Origin of the sequence: Robertkochia flava (assembly GCF_020166515.1) — a bacterium.
GTDB lineage: Bacteria > Bacteroidota > Bacteroidia > Flavobacteriales > Flavobacteriaceae > Robertkochia > Robertkochia flava.
In genome coordinates, this window is record NZ_JAINZT010000002.1 from 986,348 (window position 1) to 1,005,990 (window position 19,643).

Here is a 19,643-nt window from a genome sequence, read left to right on the forward strand (position 1 = left end):
TTGTGAAACTTTTTTAGCGAACATTTCAATGAAATATCAAGCAAAGAAAAAAGCCCTTATCCTCCTCGCAGATGGAACCATATTCTGGGGTAAGGCCGTTGGAAATTTAGAGGGGAGTTCTTTTGGGGAAGTGTGTTTTAATACGGGTATGACCGGGTACCAGGAGATCTTTACCGATCCCTCTTATTTTGGTCAGCTAATGGTGACTACCAACGCCCATATTGGAAATTATGGAGTTAAAGACGGAGATGAAGAGTCCGGATCGGTAAAAATAGCCGGTTTGATCTGCAAGAATTTCAGTTATACACCTTCCAGATACGGAGCTACCGATTCTTTAGAGAACTACCTTAAAAAGAATAACGTTCTTGCTATTTCTGATGTGGATACCAGAGCACTGGTAAGTTATATCAGAGACAACGGGGCGATGAATGCGGTGATCTCTACTGAAATCGACGACATCGACGCCCTTAAGGCAAAGTTGGCAGATACGCCAGACATGAAGGGACTCGAGCTGGCATCCAAGGTGTCTGCAAAGGAGCCTTATTTTTTCGGAGAGGAAGATGCGCCGTTTAAGATCGCTGCTCTTGACCTCGGGATCAAAAGAAATATCCTTAGAAATCTTGCTAAAAGAGGATGTTACATCAAGGTGTTCCCATACAATGCCAGTGCTGAAGAGCTGAAAGCCTTTAATCCTGACGGGTATTTCCTGTCGAACGGCCCCGGAGACCCTGAGCCTCTTAAAGAAGTTATCGCGACCGCAAGGGAGATCATAGAGGAAAACCATCCGGTTTTCGGAATTTGTCTGGGTCACCAGATCATAGCCCTGTCACAGGGAGTATCTACTTTTAAAATGCATAATGGTCACCGAGGTATAAACCATCCGGTTATTAATCACCTGACCGGGAAAGGGGAAATTACCTCTCAGAACCATGGGTTCGCAATTAACAGGGAAGAAACAGAAGCCAATGATTCCCTGGAAATTACCCATACACATCTTAACGATAATACGGTAATGGGTATAAGACATAAGACCAAAAATTGTTTTTCGGTCCAGTACTACCCTGAAGCAGGACCAGGACCGAACGATGCGACCTACTTATTTGATCAGTTCATTGAAAATATTAAACAATCAAAATTAGAAACAGCATGAGTATAATCATCAACATACATGCGCGTCAGATCCTGGATTCACGTGGTAATCCCACTGTGGAGGTGGATGTGATGACGGAGAATGGAATGGTAGGAAGAGCAGCAGTTCCTTCGGGAGCCTCTACCGGAGAACACGAGGCGGTAGAATTAAGAGATGGCGGAAAAGCGTATATGGGCAAGGGTGTTGCCCAGGCAGTTAAAAACGTAAATACCGTTATCGCTGAAGAGCTTGTAGGGGCTTCTGTGTTTGAGCAGAACCTGATAGATAAAACCATGATCGATCTTGATGGTACACCTAATAAATCAAAGCTTGGGGCTAATGCCATCCTTGGGGTGTCTCTTGCAGTAGCCAAGGCTGCAGCAGCCGAACTGGGAATGCCTCTATATCGTTATGTAGGTGGAGTAAGCGCTAATACGCTTCCGGTGCCTATGATGAATATCATTAATGGTGGCTCGCATTCTGATGCGCCTATTGCTTTCCAGGAGTTTATGGTGATGCCGGTAAAAGCCAAAAGCTTTACCCATGCTATGCAAATGGGGACCGAGATATTCCACCATCTGAAAAAAGTTTTACACGACCGTGGTCTCAGTACTGCTGTTGGAGATGAAGGCGGATTTGCTCCTGAGCTCGACGGTACAGAAGACGCCCTGGATACCATCAGTAAAGCAGTTACAAATGCGGGCTATAAGATGGGTGACGAAGTTCTGATCGCTTTGGATTGTGCTGCTGCAGAATTTTACGTTGACGGGAAATATGATTATACGAAGTTTGAAGGGGACAAAGGTGCTGTGAGAACTTCAGAAGAACAAGCAGAATACCTCGCTCAGTTATGTGCAAAATATCCGATCGTTTCTATTGAGGATGGTATGGATGAAAATGACTGGGATGGTTGGAAGGTGCTTACGGAGAAGGTTGGAGACAAGGTTCAGCTTGTTGGGGACGATCTTTTTGTAACCAATGTAGAGCGTTTGTCGAGAGGTATAGACCAGGGAATCGCGAACTCAATCCTTATCAAGGTGAATCAGATAGGTACACTTACAGAAACTATTGCTGCAGTAAATATGGCTAAAAATGCGGGGTATACCTCCGTAATGTCTCACCGTTCGGGAGAGACAGAGGATAATACCATTGCCGATCTTGCTGTTGCATTGAATACTGGACAGATCAAGACCGGGTCAGCGTCCCGTAGCGACAGGATGGCAAAGTATAACCAGTTGCTCAGAATTGAGGAGGAATTGGGTACCGTAGCCTATTATCCACAGGAAAAAGCATTTAAGCTGGATTAATTATCCAACTGCTATCACCATATGAAGTCCCTCAATCCTGAGGGACTTTTTTTTTGACGTAACACCGATTTAATGGTTTCTTATTTTTAGTTGTGTAATGTTCTTTTTATTTTAACCTGAGGAAGAGGGTATTAACCAGAATCAGGACTTTTGAAGAAACACTTTTTATTTGTAGCAGCAGAAAATGATGGAATTGCCGATTGCAAGGCAGGGGGTATGGCAGATGTGGTGCGGGATGTGCCCCGGCAAATTGCTAAATTCGGAGATCAGGTAAGTGTTGTGACCCCTTCTTACGGAAGGCTGCACAAAAGAGGGGAGTTTTTGGGGTATCTAAGTTTTTTCTACAGGGGTGTTCCGCAACAGGCTGCTCTGTATGAGGTAGCCGGGAAAAAACCTCAACCCGGTATCAGGCATCTTGTGATTCATCATCAGGACTTCAGATCCGGTGATATAGCCCATATTTATTTTAATGATCCCGACCGGCCGTTTTATACCGATACCCTGACGTTTTCCTTATTCGGGGCAGCTGTGGCCGAAGCCATCATTTCTAGTGCCCTCCAAAAGATAGATATCGTTCATTTACACGACTGGCATTCTAGTTTTCTATTGTTGCTCAGAGCATACCACCACAGGTATGTAGGGTTACAATCCCTTCGAATGGTGTATTCAATTCATAACCTTGCCATTCAGGGTATACGTCCTCTTGAAAATGACCATGGGTCGCTTAAAGCGTTCTTTCCTGAAATGCAGCCTGATACAGACCGCATCAGGGACCCTAGGTATACAGATTGCTTTAACCTTATGGCAGTGGGTATACGGCTTGCAGATGCCGTGCATACCGTTTCTCCTTCATATATGAAAGATATCCAGAAACCAAGTAATCCTCCGGGATTTATTGGAGGAGAAGGATTGGAGGAAGATCTGAAGGAGGCCTTTCGGGGAAACCGGCTTTTTGGGATACTTAATGGTTGTAATTACCAGGGGTATAATATGCCTGAGAAGGGAAAGTTATTCCCGGATGCCTTGCGGGTTACCTTGCGCTGGCTGCAGATGGCAGACAAAAAATACAAGGCTCATTTCCTGGCGCATACCGGGGAGAAACTGGCCGAACTTCTGGAGCACCCGCCAAAAATAATCTGTGGCAGCGTGGCCCGGCTTACAGAACAAAAATTCTATTTCTTTCGCCAGGATCCGTCACTGCTGGCGGCATTGTTAAAAGAATTGGAATCCCGGGGTGGGGTATATGTACTGGTAGGAACCGGTGCCCCGGAATATGAAAAACTTTTCAGGGCCATGAGCAGGCGTCATAAAAACCTGGTGTTTATCAACGGCCAGTCGGAAACGGTCATAGACGGACTTTATGCCGGGTCAGACCTCTATATCATGCCCAGCCTTTTTGAGCCTTGCGGGATCAGTCAGATGCTGGCCATGAGAAACGGGCAGCCTTGCCTGGTACATTATACCGGAGGCCTTAAGGATACCGTAAAGCATATGAAAACCGGGTTCTGTTTTGAAGGAGATTCCCTGGAAGCCCAGAAAGAAGATTTTCTCCGGGTTTTCAGCATCGCTCTGGACACCTATTTTAATGACACTTCTCAGTGGGCATCCATTTGTAAGGACGCCCTGGAAGAACGCTTTACCTGGGAGCGTTCTGTAAAATCCTATTATAAAGAATTATACGACCTTCCTGTACCTCAGTACGTTGAAAGTGAATGAGATCGAATTTCCGGTCTGGAGTTGGATTTCCCTGTAAATTGCTTCGAATTCGAATTGTGTAATTTGGTCCTGATTTCAAGGGAAAAACCGTTGGGATTAACCGAATTTTAACAGTTTATTTCGTATTTTCGCAACACTTTAAAAATCACTAAAAATCCGATTTAGAATATGTCAGATAAAGCTACGTTAGAATATAACGGGAAAAAATTTGAATTTCCTGTAATCGAAGGTACAGAAAATGAGTTAGCTATTGATATTAAGTCTTTAAGAGCCGCCACCGGGATGATTACCATCGATCCCAGTTTTAAAAATACCGGTTCTTGTGAGAGTGCTGTTACTTACCTGGATGGAGAAAAGGGAATTCTCCGTTACCGAGGTTATGCTATTGAGGATCTGGCTGAGAATGCAAGTTTTCTGGAAGTGGCATATCTGCTTATTTTTGGAGAATTACCTAATAAGACCCAGCTGGACAAGTTCTATGCCGATATTAAGGCTAATTCTGAGGTAGATGAAGATGTTAAGAAGATCGTAGACAGCTTCCCGAGATCGGCTCACCCAATGGGCGTACTCTCTTCTTTGACCAGTGCCCTTACCGCTTTTAACCCCTCTTCTGTTGATATTAATTCAGAAGAAGAAATGTACAATGCCATTGTAAGGATCATGGGGAAATTTCCGGTTCTGGCTGCCTGGACCCTGAGAAAGATGAACTCTAAGCCTTATGACTACGGAGATTCTAGCCTGGGCTATGTGGAGAACATGCTCTATATGATGTTTAAAAAGCCAAATGAGCAATACAAACTGAATCCAACAGTAGTAAACGCCTTGGATAAGTTATTGATCCTTCACGCCGATCACGAACAAAACTGTTCAACCTCTACCGTACGTATCGTAGGCTCATCTCATGCCGGGTTGTTCGCATCGATCTCTGCAGGAGTATCTGCCCTTTGGGGTCCGCTTCACGGAGGTGCCAACCAGGCGGTGATTGAAATGCTGGAGGCGATCAAGGCTGATGGTGGAGATACTGCCAAATATATGGAGAAGGCCAAGGATAAGGATGATCCGTTCCGTTTAATGGGGTTCGGGCACCGGGTTTACAAGAATTTCGATCCCAGAGCCAGAATCATTAAAAAGGCTGCAGATGAAGTACTGGGGAACCTTGGGGTGGAAGATCCTGTTCTGGGGATAGCTAAAGGACTGGAAAAGCAGGCCCTGGAAGATTCTTATTTTGTAGACAGAAAATTATATCCAAACGTTGATTTCTATTCCGGTATCATCTATCGTGCGTTGGGAATTCCAACCCCAATGTTTACCGTAATGTTTGCCCTAGGACGTCTGCCCGGATGGATCGCGCAATGGAGAGAAATGCGCCTGAAAAAAGAGCCTATCGGAAGACCAAGGCAGGTCTATGTAGGTGAAACTCACAGGGCTTTCAAGCCGTTGGAGCAACGTTAAGAAATAAACACATACAGATAAAGAAAGCGGTGGGTTTGATAGTATCATTCTGCACCGCTTTTTTATATTAGCCTAAAATTTGCAGTTATGCTAAAACTCAATGTTAAGGATGAAACCTCCAGGCTCAGGGCAGTAGTGTTGGGTACAGCCAGAAGTAACGGGCCAACCCCTGCTGTAGAGGAGGCATATGACCCAAAATCGCTTGAGCATATCAAGGCCGGAACCTATCCTTTGGAAGAGGATATGGTAAAGGAAATGGAGGCCTTTAATGCCGTTCTTGAAAAGTATGATGTAAAAGTCTACCGTCCGGAATTAATTGAAAATTGTAACCAGATCTTTTCCAGGGATATCGCCATGGTGATTGACGATGTCCTGGTAAAATCAAACATTTTACCAGACAGGGAAAGCGAGCTGGAAGCGATTCAATACGTTATCGATCAGATCGATCCAAAAAAGGTGCTGACCCCGCCAGAGGATGTCCATATTGAAGGCGGAGACGTTATGCTTTGGGGAGATCATATCTTTATAGGTACCTATAAGGGAGATGATTATTCCAAATTCATTACTGCAAGAACCAATATGCAGGGGGTGGATTTTATTAAGCAGCACTTCCCTCATAAGATCGTAAAGGAATTCGACCTGGTAAAGTCGAATACGGAGGCCCAGAAAAATGCATTGCATCTTGACTGTTGTTTTCAACCCGTAGGTAAGCAAATGGGGATTATTCATAAGGAGGGCTTCAGGTCAGAGGACGACTACAAGTACCTGGTGGATCTATTTGGAGAAGATAACCTCTTTCATATCAGTGCGGAAGAAATGTACCATATGTTCAGTAATGTATTTTCAATTGCTCCGGATGTAGTAGTTACAGAACGAAATTTCACCCGATTGAATGAATGGTTGAGGGCAAAGGGGTTTACCGTTGAGGAAATTCCTTATGCTGAAATTGCAAAACAGGAGGGATTATTAAGGTGTTCAACCATGCCGTTGATACGAGATTGATTTTACGAAATGCATATTATGAAAAATAAACAGGCTACAGATACCATTTTAATGATTCGTCCGGTAAACTTCCGGATGAATGAACAAACAGCGGTTAATAATTATTTCCAGGAGAATATTAACGAACTGCAGGCAACTGTAAATAAGAAGGCCCAGGAAGAATTTGACACATTTGTCGGGAAACTGAAGGCTGCAGGGGTTCATGTGATAGTTGTGGAAGACACGATGGAGCCCGATACTCCGGATTCTATTTTTCCAAATAACTGGATTTCTTTTCATGAGGATGGTCAGATAGGGGTTTATCCCATGTTTGCTGAGAACAGAAGACTGGAGCGGAGAGATGATGTTCTGGAGCGTTTGGAAGCTGAAGGGTTGGTGATCAGAAATGTCATGGATTATACTGCAGCAGAAGAGGAAAATGTTTTTCTTGAGGGTACAGGGAGTATCGTGTTGGACCGGGAAAACAGGAAAGCATACTGTGCATTATCGCCAAGGGCTGATGAAGACCTGTTTATCGAATTCTGTGAGGATTTCGAGTACACTCCGGTTATTTTCTATGCCTACCAGACCGTAAAGGAAGAGCGTATGCTCATTTATCATACCAATGTCATGATGTGTGTGGCCGACAAGTTCGCTGTGATCTGTCTGGATACCATAGATGATAAAAAGGAACGCAAGAACGTTGTAACGCATCTTACCAATGATGGAAAAGAGATCATTGAAATTTCTGAAGCCCAAATGCATCAATTCGCAGGGAATATGCTACAGGTGTTGGGTGACAATGAAAAGAAATATCTGGTCATGAGTGGAGCTGCGCATAAGGCCCTGACTCCTGCCCAGATTCAGCAGATCGAAAAATATTCTGAAATTCTCTCCAGTCCCCTGGATACCATCGAGACCTGTGGGGGTGGTAGTGCCCGGTGTATGATGGCAGAGGTTTTTCTTCCTAAGAAATAAAAACCCATAAATTGATGGGAGACAGTAGGTAAACTGACAGAGGTCATATTTTTGACCTCTGTTTTTAGTATCTTGCCTGTCCTTATACCTACTACTATGCTTTCCAAAAAAACCAAATACGGCCTGAAGGCGCTCACCAATATCGCCCGAAAGAATAGCGAAACGCCAGTACTTATTGCCGATATCGCTGAGGAAGAAAACATCTCCAGAAAATTTTTAGAAATTATCTTGCTGCAATTGAAAAATAGCGGCTTCTTAGGTTCAAAGAAAGGAAAGGGAGGGGGGTACTACCTTCTTAAGGCACCGGAAAATATCACCATCGCAGAACTGATCAGGGATCTCGAAGGACCTATAGCCCTATTGCCTTGTGTAAGTCTGAATTTCTATGAAAAATGTGACGACTGTACCGATGAGGAGTCGTGTTCTCTTAGTCGCCTCATGATTGAGGTCAGAGACAGCACGCTAAAGGTCCTGGAAGAACAAACCCTGGCAGATCTTTGCTAGGCTCTTTTTTCTGGACTTCTGTTTTATTGCTTTAGGGATTCATCAAATTTATCAGCCTGTAATAATTTAATTATCAACAGCTTATATTTTATCGGTGTAAACCGAGCATAATTCTGTGGGTTTTACCTGGGTATACAATTATATTTATACATCGAAAACCTAGAAACCAACTTCGCATGATGAAAAGAAACTTTTACGGTGCCCTTACAGGATTGGTACTTTTAGCAGCTGTATCCTGTGGTCCGAAAATTGTTGACAAACCCATAACCTTTGATGCAGAGCGTTTAGAGCTTTCCAGAGAATATCTGGAATCCCACTACGGTCTGGAAAAGGATCATCCGGATATAGATCCAAAGATGGTTGTTATTCACTGGACCGCAATACCTACTTTTGAAAAATCTTATGAGGCTTTTGTGAATTCAAAGCTTCCCAACTGGCGACCTGAAATTGCAGGAGCGGGGGCGTTAAATGTGTCTTCCCATTTCCTGATCGACCAGGATGGTACCATTTACAGACTTATGCCCGAAACCTTAATGGCCAGGCATGTGATCGGGCTGAATCATTGTGCAATCGGAATCGAGAATGTTGGAGGAACCCCTGATACCCCACTTACGGAAGAACAGCTGAAAGCGAATATTGCCTTAGTGAAATATCTCGCCGGAAAATATGACATTTCCTATGTTATCGGTCATCATGAATACCAGCTTTTCGAGGGTCATCCCTTGTGGCTGGAGAAAGATGAAGGATACCGGACAGAGAAGACAGATCCCGGAGATGAATTTATGAACCAGGTAAGAGGTGCATTTGCCCCCGAGAAATTTGAAACCCTGCCTAAAAGATAAGCTATGAGACTTTTTACATGTATTGCATTTACCCTGTTTAGTGTGCCGGTATTGATGGCACAGGATTTTACCTCAGCGCTCTATAATGATTACGCGAAATTCCGGGAGGAGCAGCTGGATAAGCGCCGTATAAAACACCAGGATATTAAGGGACTTATTGATTCGGTAAAAGAGGATCCTTCAATTGAAGTAAATAAGGTGGGAACCTCCATCGAAGGCCGTGACCTCTATCTCCTGTCATTAGGGGAGGGAGATACCGATGTGTTTCTATGGTCTCAGATGCATGGAGACGAATCCACAGCAACGATGGCCGTATTTGATATCCTCAATTTTTTCCAGTCTGACACCTATCCCACAGAGAAGGAAACCATGTTGAAGAACCTGAGAATTCATTTCCTTCCCATGCTAAATCCGGATGGGGCCGAAAACTTTACCCGAAGAAACCGTTTGGGAATTGATATCAACAGGGATGCACTCCGGTTGCAGTCTCCGGAATCTAGAACCTTAAAGCGAGTGAGAGATAGTCTTGATGCAGATTTCGGGTTTAACCTGCATGATCAAAGCAGGTATTATAATGCCAACCGCACGGAGAAGCCGGCAACGGTTTCCTTTCTGGCGCCAGCCTATAACTATGAAAAAGATATAAATTTGGTCAGAGGCAATGCGATGAAGATCATCGTCCTGATGAATGAGGTATTACAGCAATTCGTGCCCGGACAGGTGGGGCGCTATAATGATGATTTTGAGCCCCGGGCTTTTGGAGATAACATTCAGAAGTGGGGTACGAGTACGATCCTGATCGAGTCCGGAGGAAATTATGCCGACCGGGAAAAGCAGGAGATCAGAAAACTGAATTTTGTGTCGGTGATGACGGCCTTAAAAGCTATTGCAGAACGTACTTACGAAACGGTTGATAAGGATCGCTATTTTGAGATCCCAAATAACGACAGAAAGTTATTTGACCTGAAACTGGAAGGATTAACCTATAACCTGCTGGGAAGTGACTACCTTCTGGATGTAGGATTCTATCAATACGAGCGGGATAATGAAGACCACAGTGATTTTTATTTAGCTACAGGGATAGGAGACCTGGGCGACCTTTCCACTTTTTACGGGTATAAGAGCGTGGATGTTCATGGCCTGCATTATGTTCCGGCGAAGGTATATCCAAAAGTTTTCGAGAACCTGGATCAGGCCATGGAACTGGACCTTATTTCCCTGGTTCAGGGAGGGTATGGGTATATTCGTGTCAAAGCGATTCCTGACGATTTAAGTCATCTGGATGCTCCTGTGCACATCATCGGGGAAACCTATGAAATTGATCCTGAAATAAGAATTGGCAATAACCCCTCATTTTTCATATCGGATGATGCCGGGAATCCCAGCTATTATGTCATCAACGGAGCCTTGTTTTCCATGAAAGACCTCCGGAAGGGAGTGAGCCAAAATGCTCTGATCTTACGTTGATTTCGTTTTGCTTATTCTTTTCAGAAATTGGAAAACGATCACCGGTATGAGAAGGGCAAAGGGTAGAGAGGTAGTGATCAGCAGGATCTGAAGGATGTTCAGAACGTCTGTTTTCTCCCGAATGGTGCTCAGAAATAGTAGAGCTACCCCTGAAAGACCTAATAACACCGCCCATATCAGGCGGTGTTTTTTGTTGGGGTGAATTTTGCCTTTATCCGAAAACATACTCAGCACGTAAATGGCAGAATCTACCGAGGTAACCAGAAAACCTACCAGTAAAACAAGAATCAAGGGGTTAATCCAGGAAGCAAAAGGGAGATAGGAAAAGAACTCAAAGATAGAGCTGAATTCATCAGAAAACTGGCCTTTGTAAGCTCCTGATGCTTTTATGATATCGAAAGCTGCGCTCCCAAAAACGGTAAACCAGGTAAAACTGGCCAGGGAGGGGATCACTAAAACTCCCAGTATAAATTGACGTATCGTTCTCCCTATGGATATCCGGGCTATAAATATCCCGGTGAAGGGAGCCCAGGAGAGCCAGAATGCCCAGTAATAGTAGGTCCAGTTAGTGAGGAATTCTTTTCCGGGGTCGAAGATCCCGCTGGCAAGACTTAAGGGAATAAAATCGAAAATATAATGATAAACGGACATTGCCAGGGCCGTCAAAATGTTCATGATTTCTCCCTGGGCAACCGTAAACAACAGGAGCATCGTAGTCAGTGCAATATTAATATTGGAGACCCATTTTATACCCTTATTGAGTCCCTGCCATGCAGAGATAAAGGCAAGGGTAAAAATGAGGATAAGGATGCTGGCATTAAGTTTAAAATCAAAAGCGGAATCAAGAAGGAAATTTATACCTCCCATGATCTGGGTGGTGCCCAGGGAGACAGCGCCAATAATTCCTGCAACCGTGGTTAACACCACCATAAGGTCCAGGGCTCGTAGCGGCCAGGTCAAGGTTTTTGCCCTGGTCAGGGTGCGGCTCATCAGTAGCATCGGTTTCTGCGGAGACATGGTGTATCCAAGGATCAGGGCAAATAGGCCATAAAAGGCCCAGGGGGTAAGTCCCCATTGGTAGAAGGTGTATTCCAGGGCCATCTCATTTCGGGAAATACCGGTGTTCAGAGGCAGGTGATGGTACATATATACAGGCTCCTGTACAGCTCTTAGTAATATGCCTGCTCCCATACCTGCACTGTAGAGCATGGCCAGCCATGAAAGTGTGGAAAACTCCGGAGGTGTACCGGTTTTCCCCAGGCGTTTCCTGCCAAATGGTAAGATGGCAATAACCAGGAGAAACAAAACGCATCCTAAGCCAAGATACAGGTAGTAGCGACCAAAAATATTGCGCACAAGGATGGAAGTTTCGGAAATAACCAGGTATGCGGTTTCCGTAAACAAGAAAATGAGCAGGGAAGTCACCCCGATAATAAGGGTAGAGAGAAAAAGCAATCGATTCTTTTGTAGGAATTCTACCTTGATCATAGGGGTATAAGTTATATAATTACCATATAAGTATTCGTTTAGAATTCCGTATTTAATCAATCATTTCTACGTTTAAACTATTTTAAAATACAATTAATCCTTTAAAGAGCTACATTAGAGTGCCTTACAAACGGATTCGTATGTTATTCAATTCATTTGAATTTCTGTTTTTCTTCCCTATTGTGGTTGTCATTTTCTATGTGTTACCGCATAGGTACCGCTGGTTCTGGTTATTGTTAGCCAGCTATTATTTCTACATGGCCATGGAGCCTGCGCTTATTCTTTTGTTATTTGCTTCCACCTGTCTTGATTACTTCTGCGGATTACAGATGCATCGTAAAAAAGCTCCTGCCGTCCGCAAGCGCTATCTCTGGATGAGCATCCTGGGGAATCTGGGCATGTTGTTCTTTTTTAAGTACCTGGTATTTTTTACGAGCAGCTCCCAGGCCATCATGGAATTTTTCGGGATTGATTGGTTGGGAGGAGGTTCCCGGGAGGAGAATTATGTTTTCAACAAGATCCTGCTTCCGGTAGGGATAAGTTTCTATACCTTCCAGACTCTGAGCTATTCAATTGACGTTTACCGAAGAGAGATAGAACCTGTTCGTCATTTTGGCCGTTACGCCTTGTATGTGGCCTTTTTTCCTCAATTGGTGGCAGGGCCTATTGAACGGGCGAACCGGTTGCTTCCTCAGTTTGAGAAAAGGATCTCAGTTGATCTGGATCGCATAAAATGGGGAATTGTAATGATGGCATGGGGCTTTTTTCTAAAGCTGGTAGTGGCCGACCGTTTAGGGGTTTATGTGGATACGGTGTTCCTGGATCCTTCTGCTCATAAAGGGTTGCCCTTATTCATAGGAAGCCTCTTCTTTGCCTTCCAGATCTACTTTGATTTCTCGGCCTATTGTACCATTGCTATAGGGGCTGCCAAGGTTCTTGGCTATGACCTTATGCAGAATTTTAACCGGCCCTTATTTTTTACCAGTGTAAGAGATTTTTGGAGGCGATGGCATATTTCTTTAATGCTGTGGTTAAAGGATTACCTGTACAAGCCGCTGTTAAGTAAGTTCGGGATGAATAAGATCCTGGCAGTTCTCATCGTTTTCTTTTGTAATGGGCTGTGGCACGGGGCCAACTGGACCTTTGTGGTTTGGGGGCTTCTGTGCGGATTATTACTGGTTATTGAGGTCGGAACCCAACCGCTGCGCCATGGCATTTTGAAAAGGATGGGTATCTCCCTTGCGAATCCTGTTTTAAGATTCGTTACCTGGCTTACGATTTTCCTTAGTATTACCACTTCCCTGATTTTTTTCAGGTCACCCAATATTTTTCATGCCCTCCTTTATATCAGGAATATGTTCAGTGTGAATTCAACATTCATCAATGTAACCTATGACAGTACAGAACTTGTCCTGAGTTTTATTTTAGTTCTGCTTGTTCAGGTTATACATTATTACAAAGGGAATGACAGGATTCCGGAATTATTAATAGGACGATCGCCTGTTTTTCGGTGGGGGTTTTATCTGGCGTTTATCCTGGTTATTGTCCTTTTTAGTGTAAACAGGCAAAACAACTTTATATATTTTCAGTTTTGAGAAGGGAGCTAGCCATATTCGTCTTTAAGATTGCGATACTTGCCCTTGGACTGGTTGGAACCTACCTGTTCTTTTCCTGGAATCTTACCCGGACCTTTGTGGCAGATGACTATTCCAAATTTACGCATCAAACGCCCAGCCTGGTTTTAGGCCTGTCAAGGGCGCATTATGCTTTTGATCCTGCAACCTTAGACAGTGTATTAGAGGGAGCCAATTATGAAAGGCCATTTCAGAATTTCGCTTTTGAAAAGTCACAATCGCCATACGGCGAGGTATATCTGGGGGCGATTCTTAAGAAAATACCGGAAAACACTTCGGGGGGAATTTTTATCATGGGGGTTTCTCCCGGTAGTTTTTCGGCTTCAAACCGACTGGTAACCCCGGAAGATATTTTCGAATTCGATTCGAAGACCATGTTGGGAAAGATGTCTGATTATAACAGTGATCCTAACCTCGAATTTGTGCGAAAGTGTTTCGGGCGTTCCCTTTACAAAGGGATCTTTCCTCAAGAGCACAGGATAAGCACCGTATTTCACGATAATGGTTGGGAAGAATTTCGTTTATACGCTCCGGGTTACACCATATCGCAGGCAGACATTGACTTTTGGCAAGAGGAAACTGTTACAGGCTACACAAAACTGGCTGCGGTGATCCCGGAACATGTTTCTGATTACAGGCTGGAGTGGTTTTCCAGGACCATTGACAGTTTACAACATAAAGGCAGGGTCTTTTTGGTTCGGATACCCATGCACCGTGGGGTACTTGCCCTGGAGGATGGTGTTTGGCCTTCGTTTGACCGGGAAATGGATTCCATTGCCAGGTTAAAGCACATTACATACCTGAACTACAGGAACCGGAGCGAAGATTTCGAAACTTATGACGGCTCACATCTCCATTCGGAGAGCGCTAAAGCCTTTAGCAGGGATGTGGCCCGTGCAATCAGAGACCAAATTGAGCAAAGAGCAGTGGTGGAGTATCTTGATTAGGAAGGTTCAGTGACATCTTTGTGGAATACACAATATCTTCAGGGATGTATTTCAACACCAGGAAGTAATTCTCATACTGCTCCGGGATCTCAACAGTTTTCATCAATCCCTTGCCCAGGTTCTTAAATGCCAGGGGGGTGCCGAACGGATCACACTTAACCAGGGTCCATTCAAGATCTTCCGTTTCCCTGTTCGTTGCATATCTCCAGTCTGTGTTTTTGTCAGGTTTAATAAGCGCGTAATAATCGTACTTCCTGTTTTCCTTCAAAGGGGTAGATGGCCTCAGGATATTTACCTTGGCATCCAGGTCAATATGAGGTTTTTTCTGTGTGAAACTTAGGTAGGCGGCATAGTTCTGTTTCTTCCTCCCCTGATGATCCAGTAATCCGTCAAAACTGACCAGGTTGCTCTCGTGCTGATCCTGCCAGTTTCTCAGGAAATAGTGATTAGGAATGTTTGATTCGGCCACGAGGTTTTCGGTGGTGATATCTCCTATAATTACCGGTAAATTGGCCAATTCACTAAATTGAAAAAAGTCATGATTATACGGATAGTTGCCTACCTTTACGGAGAGGGCATCCAGATCCGGAATTTCTGTTAGTAGGAGAATAGCGTTCTTAGAAGAATACCGGTTGAGATCGAGATCCAGGATTACAGGTCTGTCGGGATCAATCGATTTTATTTTTTGCAATAAATCTTTCAGCCAGGCCACATGCTCAAATATTTTTTGCCTTGCATTTGCTTCCTTATTGTATTGATTGATCCGGGTTATGATATCATTGCCCAGGTTCCAGGCGATAATTTCTTCTTCCCCTTTCAGGTGTTCTACGGTGTTCAATATTTTTTCTTCAACCTCCATGGCATCTTCCCTCGAGTGTCCAAGAGATTCAGGCATCCATAAACCATATACGATATTAAGTTGTTCTTTTTTGGCAGCCTTCAGCATATTAGGGTTGTACACACGACTGCCATAGTATTTCACTGTATTCATTCCCAATTGCTTTATAAGCGCAAAATCATGCTCTACCGTGTTGATGTCCATGACCTGGTAGTTCTTAAACCAATTCTGTCCCTTTTTATAGCTAATGCCCTGGATCTGATCGGGTAGTTTAAGCCTTTTGGTATTGTCTATCTGGTTTGGAAATTCAAGATTTCCGAGATATTGCAGGGAATCCGGTGGATTTTCCAGTTCAAGCTCCCATAGTTTGTCTTTCAGAGTTCGGGTTTCGTTCAGGCTCCAATCCAGCTGAGTGACCTCCCTGGTTTTAACCGGGATATTCTCATCGATGGAACTGTTGAAAAACAGCACACCCGTAATTTCCGGATAATTAAGATAAATACTGTCCAGGGCATCTAAAATCCATGCCTCCTGTGCATCTTCAAAATTCAGGCTGCCAAACTCTGAAAGGATTACCGGTTTATCAATCCCAGCGGCTCTTAAGGCATCTTTAATCGGGGTGTAGAGGTCATCAAAACTATAAGAACGCCCGCTGGAGGATAACTTTTCGTAATTAAGGGCTGTAACCCCGATGAAATCAACATAGGGATCCCCGGGGTAATAGCTGGCCAGTTGGTCTGCCTTCCAGGGATTCCATACCCACTTTACATTTTTTACATTTTGATCTCTGAAAAATTGCACCACGTACTTCCAGGCCCCCTTAAATTCTTCTGCTGTATTATCTCCGATTGAAGACCACGGATATTGTGGGTTGTCGAACTCGTGTGCGAATCTGATATAAACAGTGTTGTTGTATTCCTTGACGGTATAGGCAATGTCTCTCAAGTAATTGTCAAAGGTTCCTTCCAGGATAAATTTGAAGACTTTCTTTTCCTCTTTCAGTTCAGGTACTTTACCTGAAACATCGAAGGTGCTTGCCCAGGGTTCCCAGGTGATAAACGGAGTATGGTGTTGTGCTTTGGCTTGTTGAAAAGCAGCGTCAAAGGCATTTTGCTGCCCCTGATTTCCCCATGGTATATAATGGGATATCAGATCAAATTTTGTACTGAGGGCAAGTTCGGTTTCGTGTGCTTTCTTATAATTGCTTACTCCGTTTATATTCCCCGGGGCATAGACCCCCAGTAGTTTATTCGGAAGAACCGGAAGCTCCGGAAAGGACTTTACGCCTTCCCATTTTTTATACCGGTCTATGGTAACCAGGGCAGAAGACGCTACAAAACTAAATACTACAAGAGGCAGTGCAACCTGTCTTATACCCCTGTACAGGTTATGTCGAAAATTCCATAATCTTTGTTTGAGCCAAAGCTTTGCAGAGTAATAGGCTCGTGTGGATTTGTTGGAAATCCCTTCTATATTAACATATTTATGTCTTGCCAGGTAGAGACTGAATAACATGAAGATAAAATTCAGTAATGCAAAACCCGACATAAAAATACTGAAGGGGGTAAAATTTCTATTCAGTCCATATACAATGGCTGCCAAAGAAGCCAGTGCGATGACAATATTGGGTGCCATAAGTTTCCAGCTGGTTTTGTCCTCTCCCGTTTTTGGGGTAGGGAGGTAGGGTACCTTTTTTCGGATAAGCGTGTAGACGGCTCCCAGGCAAAAGATCCACCAGGTGCTGATGAGCAATAGTCCTCCAACCATATGGAATCCGCGTTCCGACTCCTCCATGACCCAGCGTTGTACAAAACTTCTGATAACCAGGATAGATGCAATAAGAGGTATGGTAATTAGCCCGAAAAACAGGATGTTCCCTCCCCAGGGATTAGAGGCGGTAACAAGGGAAATAATAGGGATCAGGAAATTGATCAAAAATATGAACCCTATAAGATAATGCAGCGGGATGGTGGCATAGTGAATACGTTGCCGCCAGGAAAGCGTTCTAAAAATCTTCGGGTAAACAGCAACTAAAAGTTCCAGGGTACCACGGGCCCATTTTAACTGTTGTTTGTAATATGCAGTCATGGAAGAGGGGACCAGACCTCTGGCGAGTACCTTAGGAACATAAATGGATTTCCAGCCTTTGGCATGTAATAACATGGCGGTATGCATGTCTTCTGCCAGGCCTGGCGCATGTCCCCCGATAGAGTCCAGTGCGGCCCTTCTGAAGGTGCAGTTGGCCCCGATGGCGTTTACCGTGCCATAGCTGTTCATGCACATCATCATGGGACCATAGAACTGAAAGGTTTGCTGGGCTGCACCTTTGGCAACATAAGATTCATCAAAATTCTTGTAGGCCTGTACGATTTGAACATACCCGATTTCCTCATCTTCAAAATATGGAATTATGGCATCCAGAAATTCCGGTTCGGGCACATGATCCGGATCGAGAATTACACAGATCTCTCCCGTGGCAATATTTCTCAGGGCATTGTTGATGTTTCCGGCTTTGGCATCCTTGCGGTTGTCACGACTGATGTGTTTAATGCCGTGTTTTTTGCAAAATGCAATGAGATGAGGGTCGTTCGCCTCATCACATAAAATGGTCGTATGCGGATAATCCACATTTTTGATCGCTAACAGGGTGTTCTCGATCATGTCATAGGGTTCCCCGGGGAAATAGGTGGTCAGGAAATCAACCGTATATAAGCGTTCACTTTCCTTATTCGCAGGTACGGTAATATTCCAGTAGTGGTACCATTCATAAATCAGGCGCAGGGAGATATAGCCTACAGATATGGTTAACAGCCCATACAGGAAAGGGTTGCCGATATATTCAGGGGAGAAAAACCAGTAGAAGAAATTCAACAAACTTATAACTCCTAAAACAATGATGATTCGGAGAATATTGCGTTCTTTCCTTGTAGGTTGTTTTGCCTGTTTAATTCTGGACATTGGCCTGACTAATTACATAGAAGGGAAAGTTGGCCGTGGCTACATTTCCCTTGCGGTCTTTTACATAGGTGAAAATTCTGTAGGGTCCTTCAGTTTCAGGTGTTCGAAACCGGACCATATTATCCCGGGTTTCCAGGATAAGGTGATTGAGGGAAGGGGGTTTTTGTTCGGATACGTGGTGGGAGTAATTCCAAACCTCCGGAAGGATTTCCCACTCAATGGTAATGGTGTTGCAATCGGGGGCATCAAAGAAGATGTCAGCAGTATTTTCCTGTCCGGAAGTCAATAACATGCTTTCCTGAGGACCGTATCGGTTGACCATCAAAAAGTCAAGAACCGGCCCCTGGTATTGCTGGGCATTCTTGTTCTGAAAGATCTGGTTGACCGCATAATACGAAGGGGTTCGGTCCCCGTTTTCGAGGAACATGCTGAACCAGGTATGCGTTCTTTCATGCTTATTTCCCCAATAAAATATGAGACTGCCCAGGCATCGGTCATTTAACGGTTCTATGTGATCGGCATAGACATCTTTTAGCCGTTCCGCTTTTTTTGTGGAGGTGGGCTCTATTGGGGCTCCCCATTTGGTCGTGAACTCATTCCAAGGTCCTTCATCATTCCATTCGCTTATCAGATAGGGCCCGTCCCAAAGCCATTTAATCTGATTCAGATCTTTCTCGAGTTCTTTAACACCACCGAAGGAGTTAATTGCAATAAGATCGAGATCGGTTCTGTACCAAAGACTGAGAATAAGGTGGCGGCCGGATTGCCTAAGGGCCGTAGTCACGGGATGATCGGGATCTCTTTCTTTTATCAATAGAACCAATTCATTGAAGTATCCGGCAAACCCTTCTCCTGAACTGAAGATAGGGAAATTGATCTCATTTCCAAGAACCCACATTAATAAAGCAGGGTGATCTTTGTAGTGCATCACAAAATTCTCCACCAGGTTCTTATAGCGCTGTTGTTGAAATTCTGTCTCGTATGGATTGTATTTGTTACTGTATGCCGGAATGGGAATATCCACGATCACCGAAAGCCCGTATTTGTGCGCAGAGTCCAGTTTTTGTTTCAGGTTCAGGGTGTCATAGAACCTGATGGTATTACCGCCTATAGCTTTAAGTCGATCGAGGTATTCCACCGATCCTGATGCCCCTTTTATGAAAAAGGGTTCATCTCCTTTCATCAGGTGAAATCCATGATCATTTTGAACAACGCGTACCTTCCCACTACTCTCAACGAATCTTTTCCTGCCCAGAAAGAGTGTCGCAATGATCAAAATAATGATGCCAAAGATGTAGATCCAATATCTCCGCATAGGTATAATCTGTTGATTCAGAGAAATCTAAATGTATAGAAAATAAAATTCTTTCGGCCTATAAACTCACTTTTGTTAAAAAATACT

General features: G+C 44.0%; 14 protein-coding genes. 11 read left to right on the forward strand and 3 right to left on the reverse strand.

Annotated elements, in window-relative coordinates:
* Positions 1-28 precede the first annotated feature (28 nt).
* The 9 genes from carA (at position 29) to K7R11_RS04895 (ending at position 10,376) form a co-directional block, all read left to right on the forward strand.
* Positions 29-1,150 (forward strand): glutamine-hydrolyzing carbamoyl-phosphate synthase small subunit, encoded by a 1,122-nt coding sequence (gene carA / locus K7R11_RS04855; RefSeq protein WP_224489079.1) that lies wholly within the window; start codon positions 29-31, stop codon positions 1,148-1,150.
* A complete protein-coding gene (gene eno, locus K7R11_RS04860) occupies positions 1,147-2,436 on the forward strand; it encodes a phosphopyruvate hydratase (RefSeq protein ID WP_224489080.1) in 1,290 nt (429 codons plus the stop codon). The genes carA and eno overlap by 4 nt, the downstream gene beginning before the upstream one ends.
* Before the next feature lie 150 nt (positions 2,437-2,586).
* On the forward strand, positions 2,587-4,152 hold the full coding sequence (locus K7R11_RS04865) for a glycogen synthase (protein ID WP_224489081.1): 1,566 nt from the start codon (positions 2,587-2,589) through the stop codon (positions 4,150-4,152).
* Positions 4,153-4,320: 168 nt separating this feature from the next.
* The gene (locus K7R11_RS04870; protein WP_224489088.1) at positions 4,321-5,604 is read left to right on the forward strand and encodes a citrate synthase; all 1,284 of its coding nucleotides are present in this window, start codon (positions 4,321-4,323) and stop codon (positions 5,602-5,604) included.
* A gap of 87 nt (positions 5,605-5,691) precedes the next feature.
* Complete coding sequence (locus K7R11_RS04875) at positions 5,692-6,606, forward strand: dimethylarginine dimethylaminohydrolase family protein (protein WP_224489090.1); 915 nt, start codon at positions 5,692-5,694, stop codon at positions 6,604-6,606.
* A gap of 18 nt (positions 6,607-6,624) precedes the next feature.
* A complete protein-coding gene (gene ctlX / locus K7R11_RS04880) occupies positions 6,625-7,563 on the forward strand; it encodes a citrulline utilization hydrolase CtlX (RefSeq protein ID WP_224489092.1) in 939 nt (312 codons plus the stop codon).
* A 96-nt stretch (positions 7,564-7,659) separates the two neighbouring features.
* Positions 7,660-8,067, forward strand: a complete 408-nt coding sequence (locus K7R11_RS04885) for an RrF2 family transcriptional regulator (protein WP_224489094.1) — start codon at positions 7,660-7,662, stop codon at positions 8,065-8,067.
* A 176-nt stretch (positions 8,068-8,243) separates the two neighbouring features.
* Entirely contained in the window at positions 8,244-8,909 is a 666-nt protein-coding gene (locus K7R11_RS04890) for an N-acetylmuramoyl-L-alanine amidase (protein WP_224489095.1), read from the forward strand.
* A 3-nt stretch (positions 8,910-8,912) separates the two neighbouring features.
* A complete protein-coding gene (locus K7R11_RS04895) occupies positions 8,913-10,376 on the forward strand; it encodes a M14 family zinc carboxypeptidase (RefSeq protein ID WP_224489097.1) in 1,464 nt (487 codons plus the stop codon).
* On the opposite strand, the gene K7R11_RS04900 is transcribed toward K7R11_RS04895, so the two are convergent.
* Positions 10,368-11,864: a BCCT family transporter gene (locus tag K7R11_RS04900; protein ID WP_224489099.1), complete on the reverse strand. Its 1,497-nt coding sequence runs from the start codon at positions 11,862-11,864 to the stop codon at positions 10,368-10,370. The two genes, K7R11_RS04895 and K7R11_RS04900, sit on opposite strands and share 9 nt — an antisense overlap.
* Before the next feature lie 140 nt (positions 11,865-12,004).
* Here K7R11_RS04900 and K7R11_RS04905 point away from each other — a divergent pair, with 140 nt between their 5' ends.
* On the forward strand, positions 12,005-13,459 hold the full coding sequence (locus K7R11_RS04905) for an MBOAT family O-acyltransferase (RefSeq protein WP_224489101.1): 1,455 nt from the start codon (positions 12,005-12,007) through the stop codon (positions 13,457-13,459).
* A complete protein-coding gene (locus tag K7R11_RS04910) occupies positions 13,456-14,445 on the forward strand; it encodes a hypothetical protein (protein WP_224489102.1) in 990 nt (329 codons plus the stop codon). The genes K7R11_RS04905 and K7R11_RS04910 overlap by 4 nt, the downstream gene beginning before the upstream one ends.
* Here the strand turns inward: K7R11_RS04910 and K7R11_RS04915 are convergent.
* Together K7R11_RS04915 and K7R11_RS04920 are read right to left on the reverse strand one after the other, a co-directional pair.
* Positions 14,399-18,241 (reverse strand): glycosyltransferase family 2 protein, encoded by a 3,843-nt coding sequence (locus K7R11_RS04915; RefSeq protein WP_224489105.1) that lies wholly within the window; start codon positions 18,239-18,241, stop codon positions 14,399-14,401. The two genes, K7R11_RS04910 and K7R11_RS04915, sit on opposite strands and share 47 nt — an antisense overlap.
* The gene (locus tag K7R11_RS04920) at positions 18,228-19,556 is read right to left on the reverse strand and encodes a glycoside hydrolase family 2 TIM barrel-domain containing protein (RefSeq protein ID WP_224489106.1); all 1,329 of its coding nucleotides are present in this window, start codon (positions 19,554-19,556) and stop codon (positions 18,228-18,230) included. The genes K7R11_RS04915 and K7R11_RS04920 overlap by 14 nt, the downstream gene beginning before the upstream one ends.
* Positions 19,557-19,643: the final 87 nt, after the last annotated feature.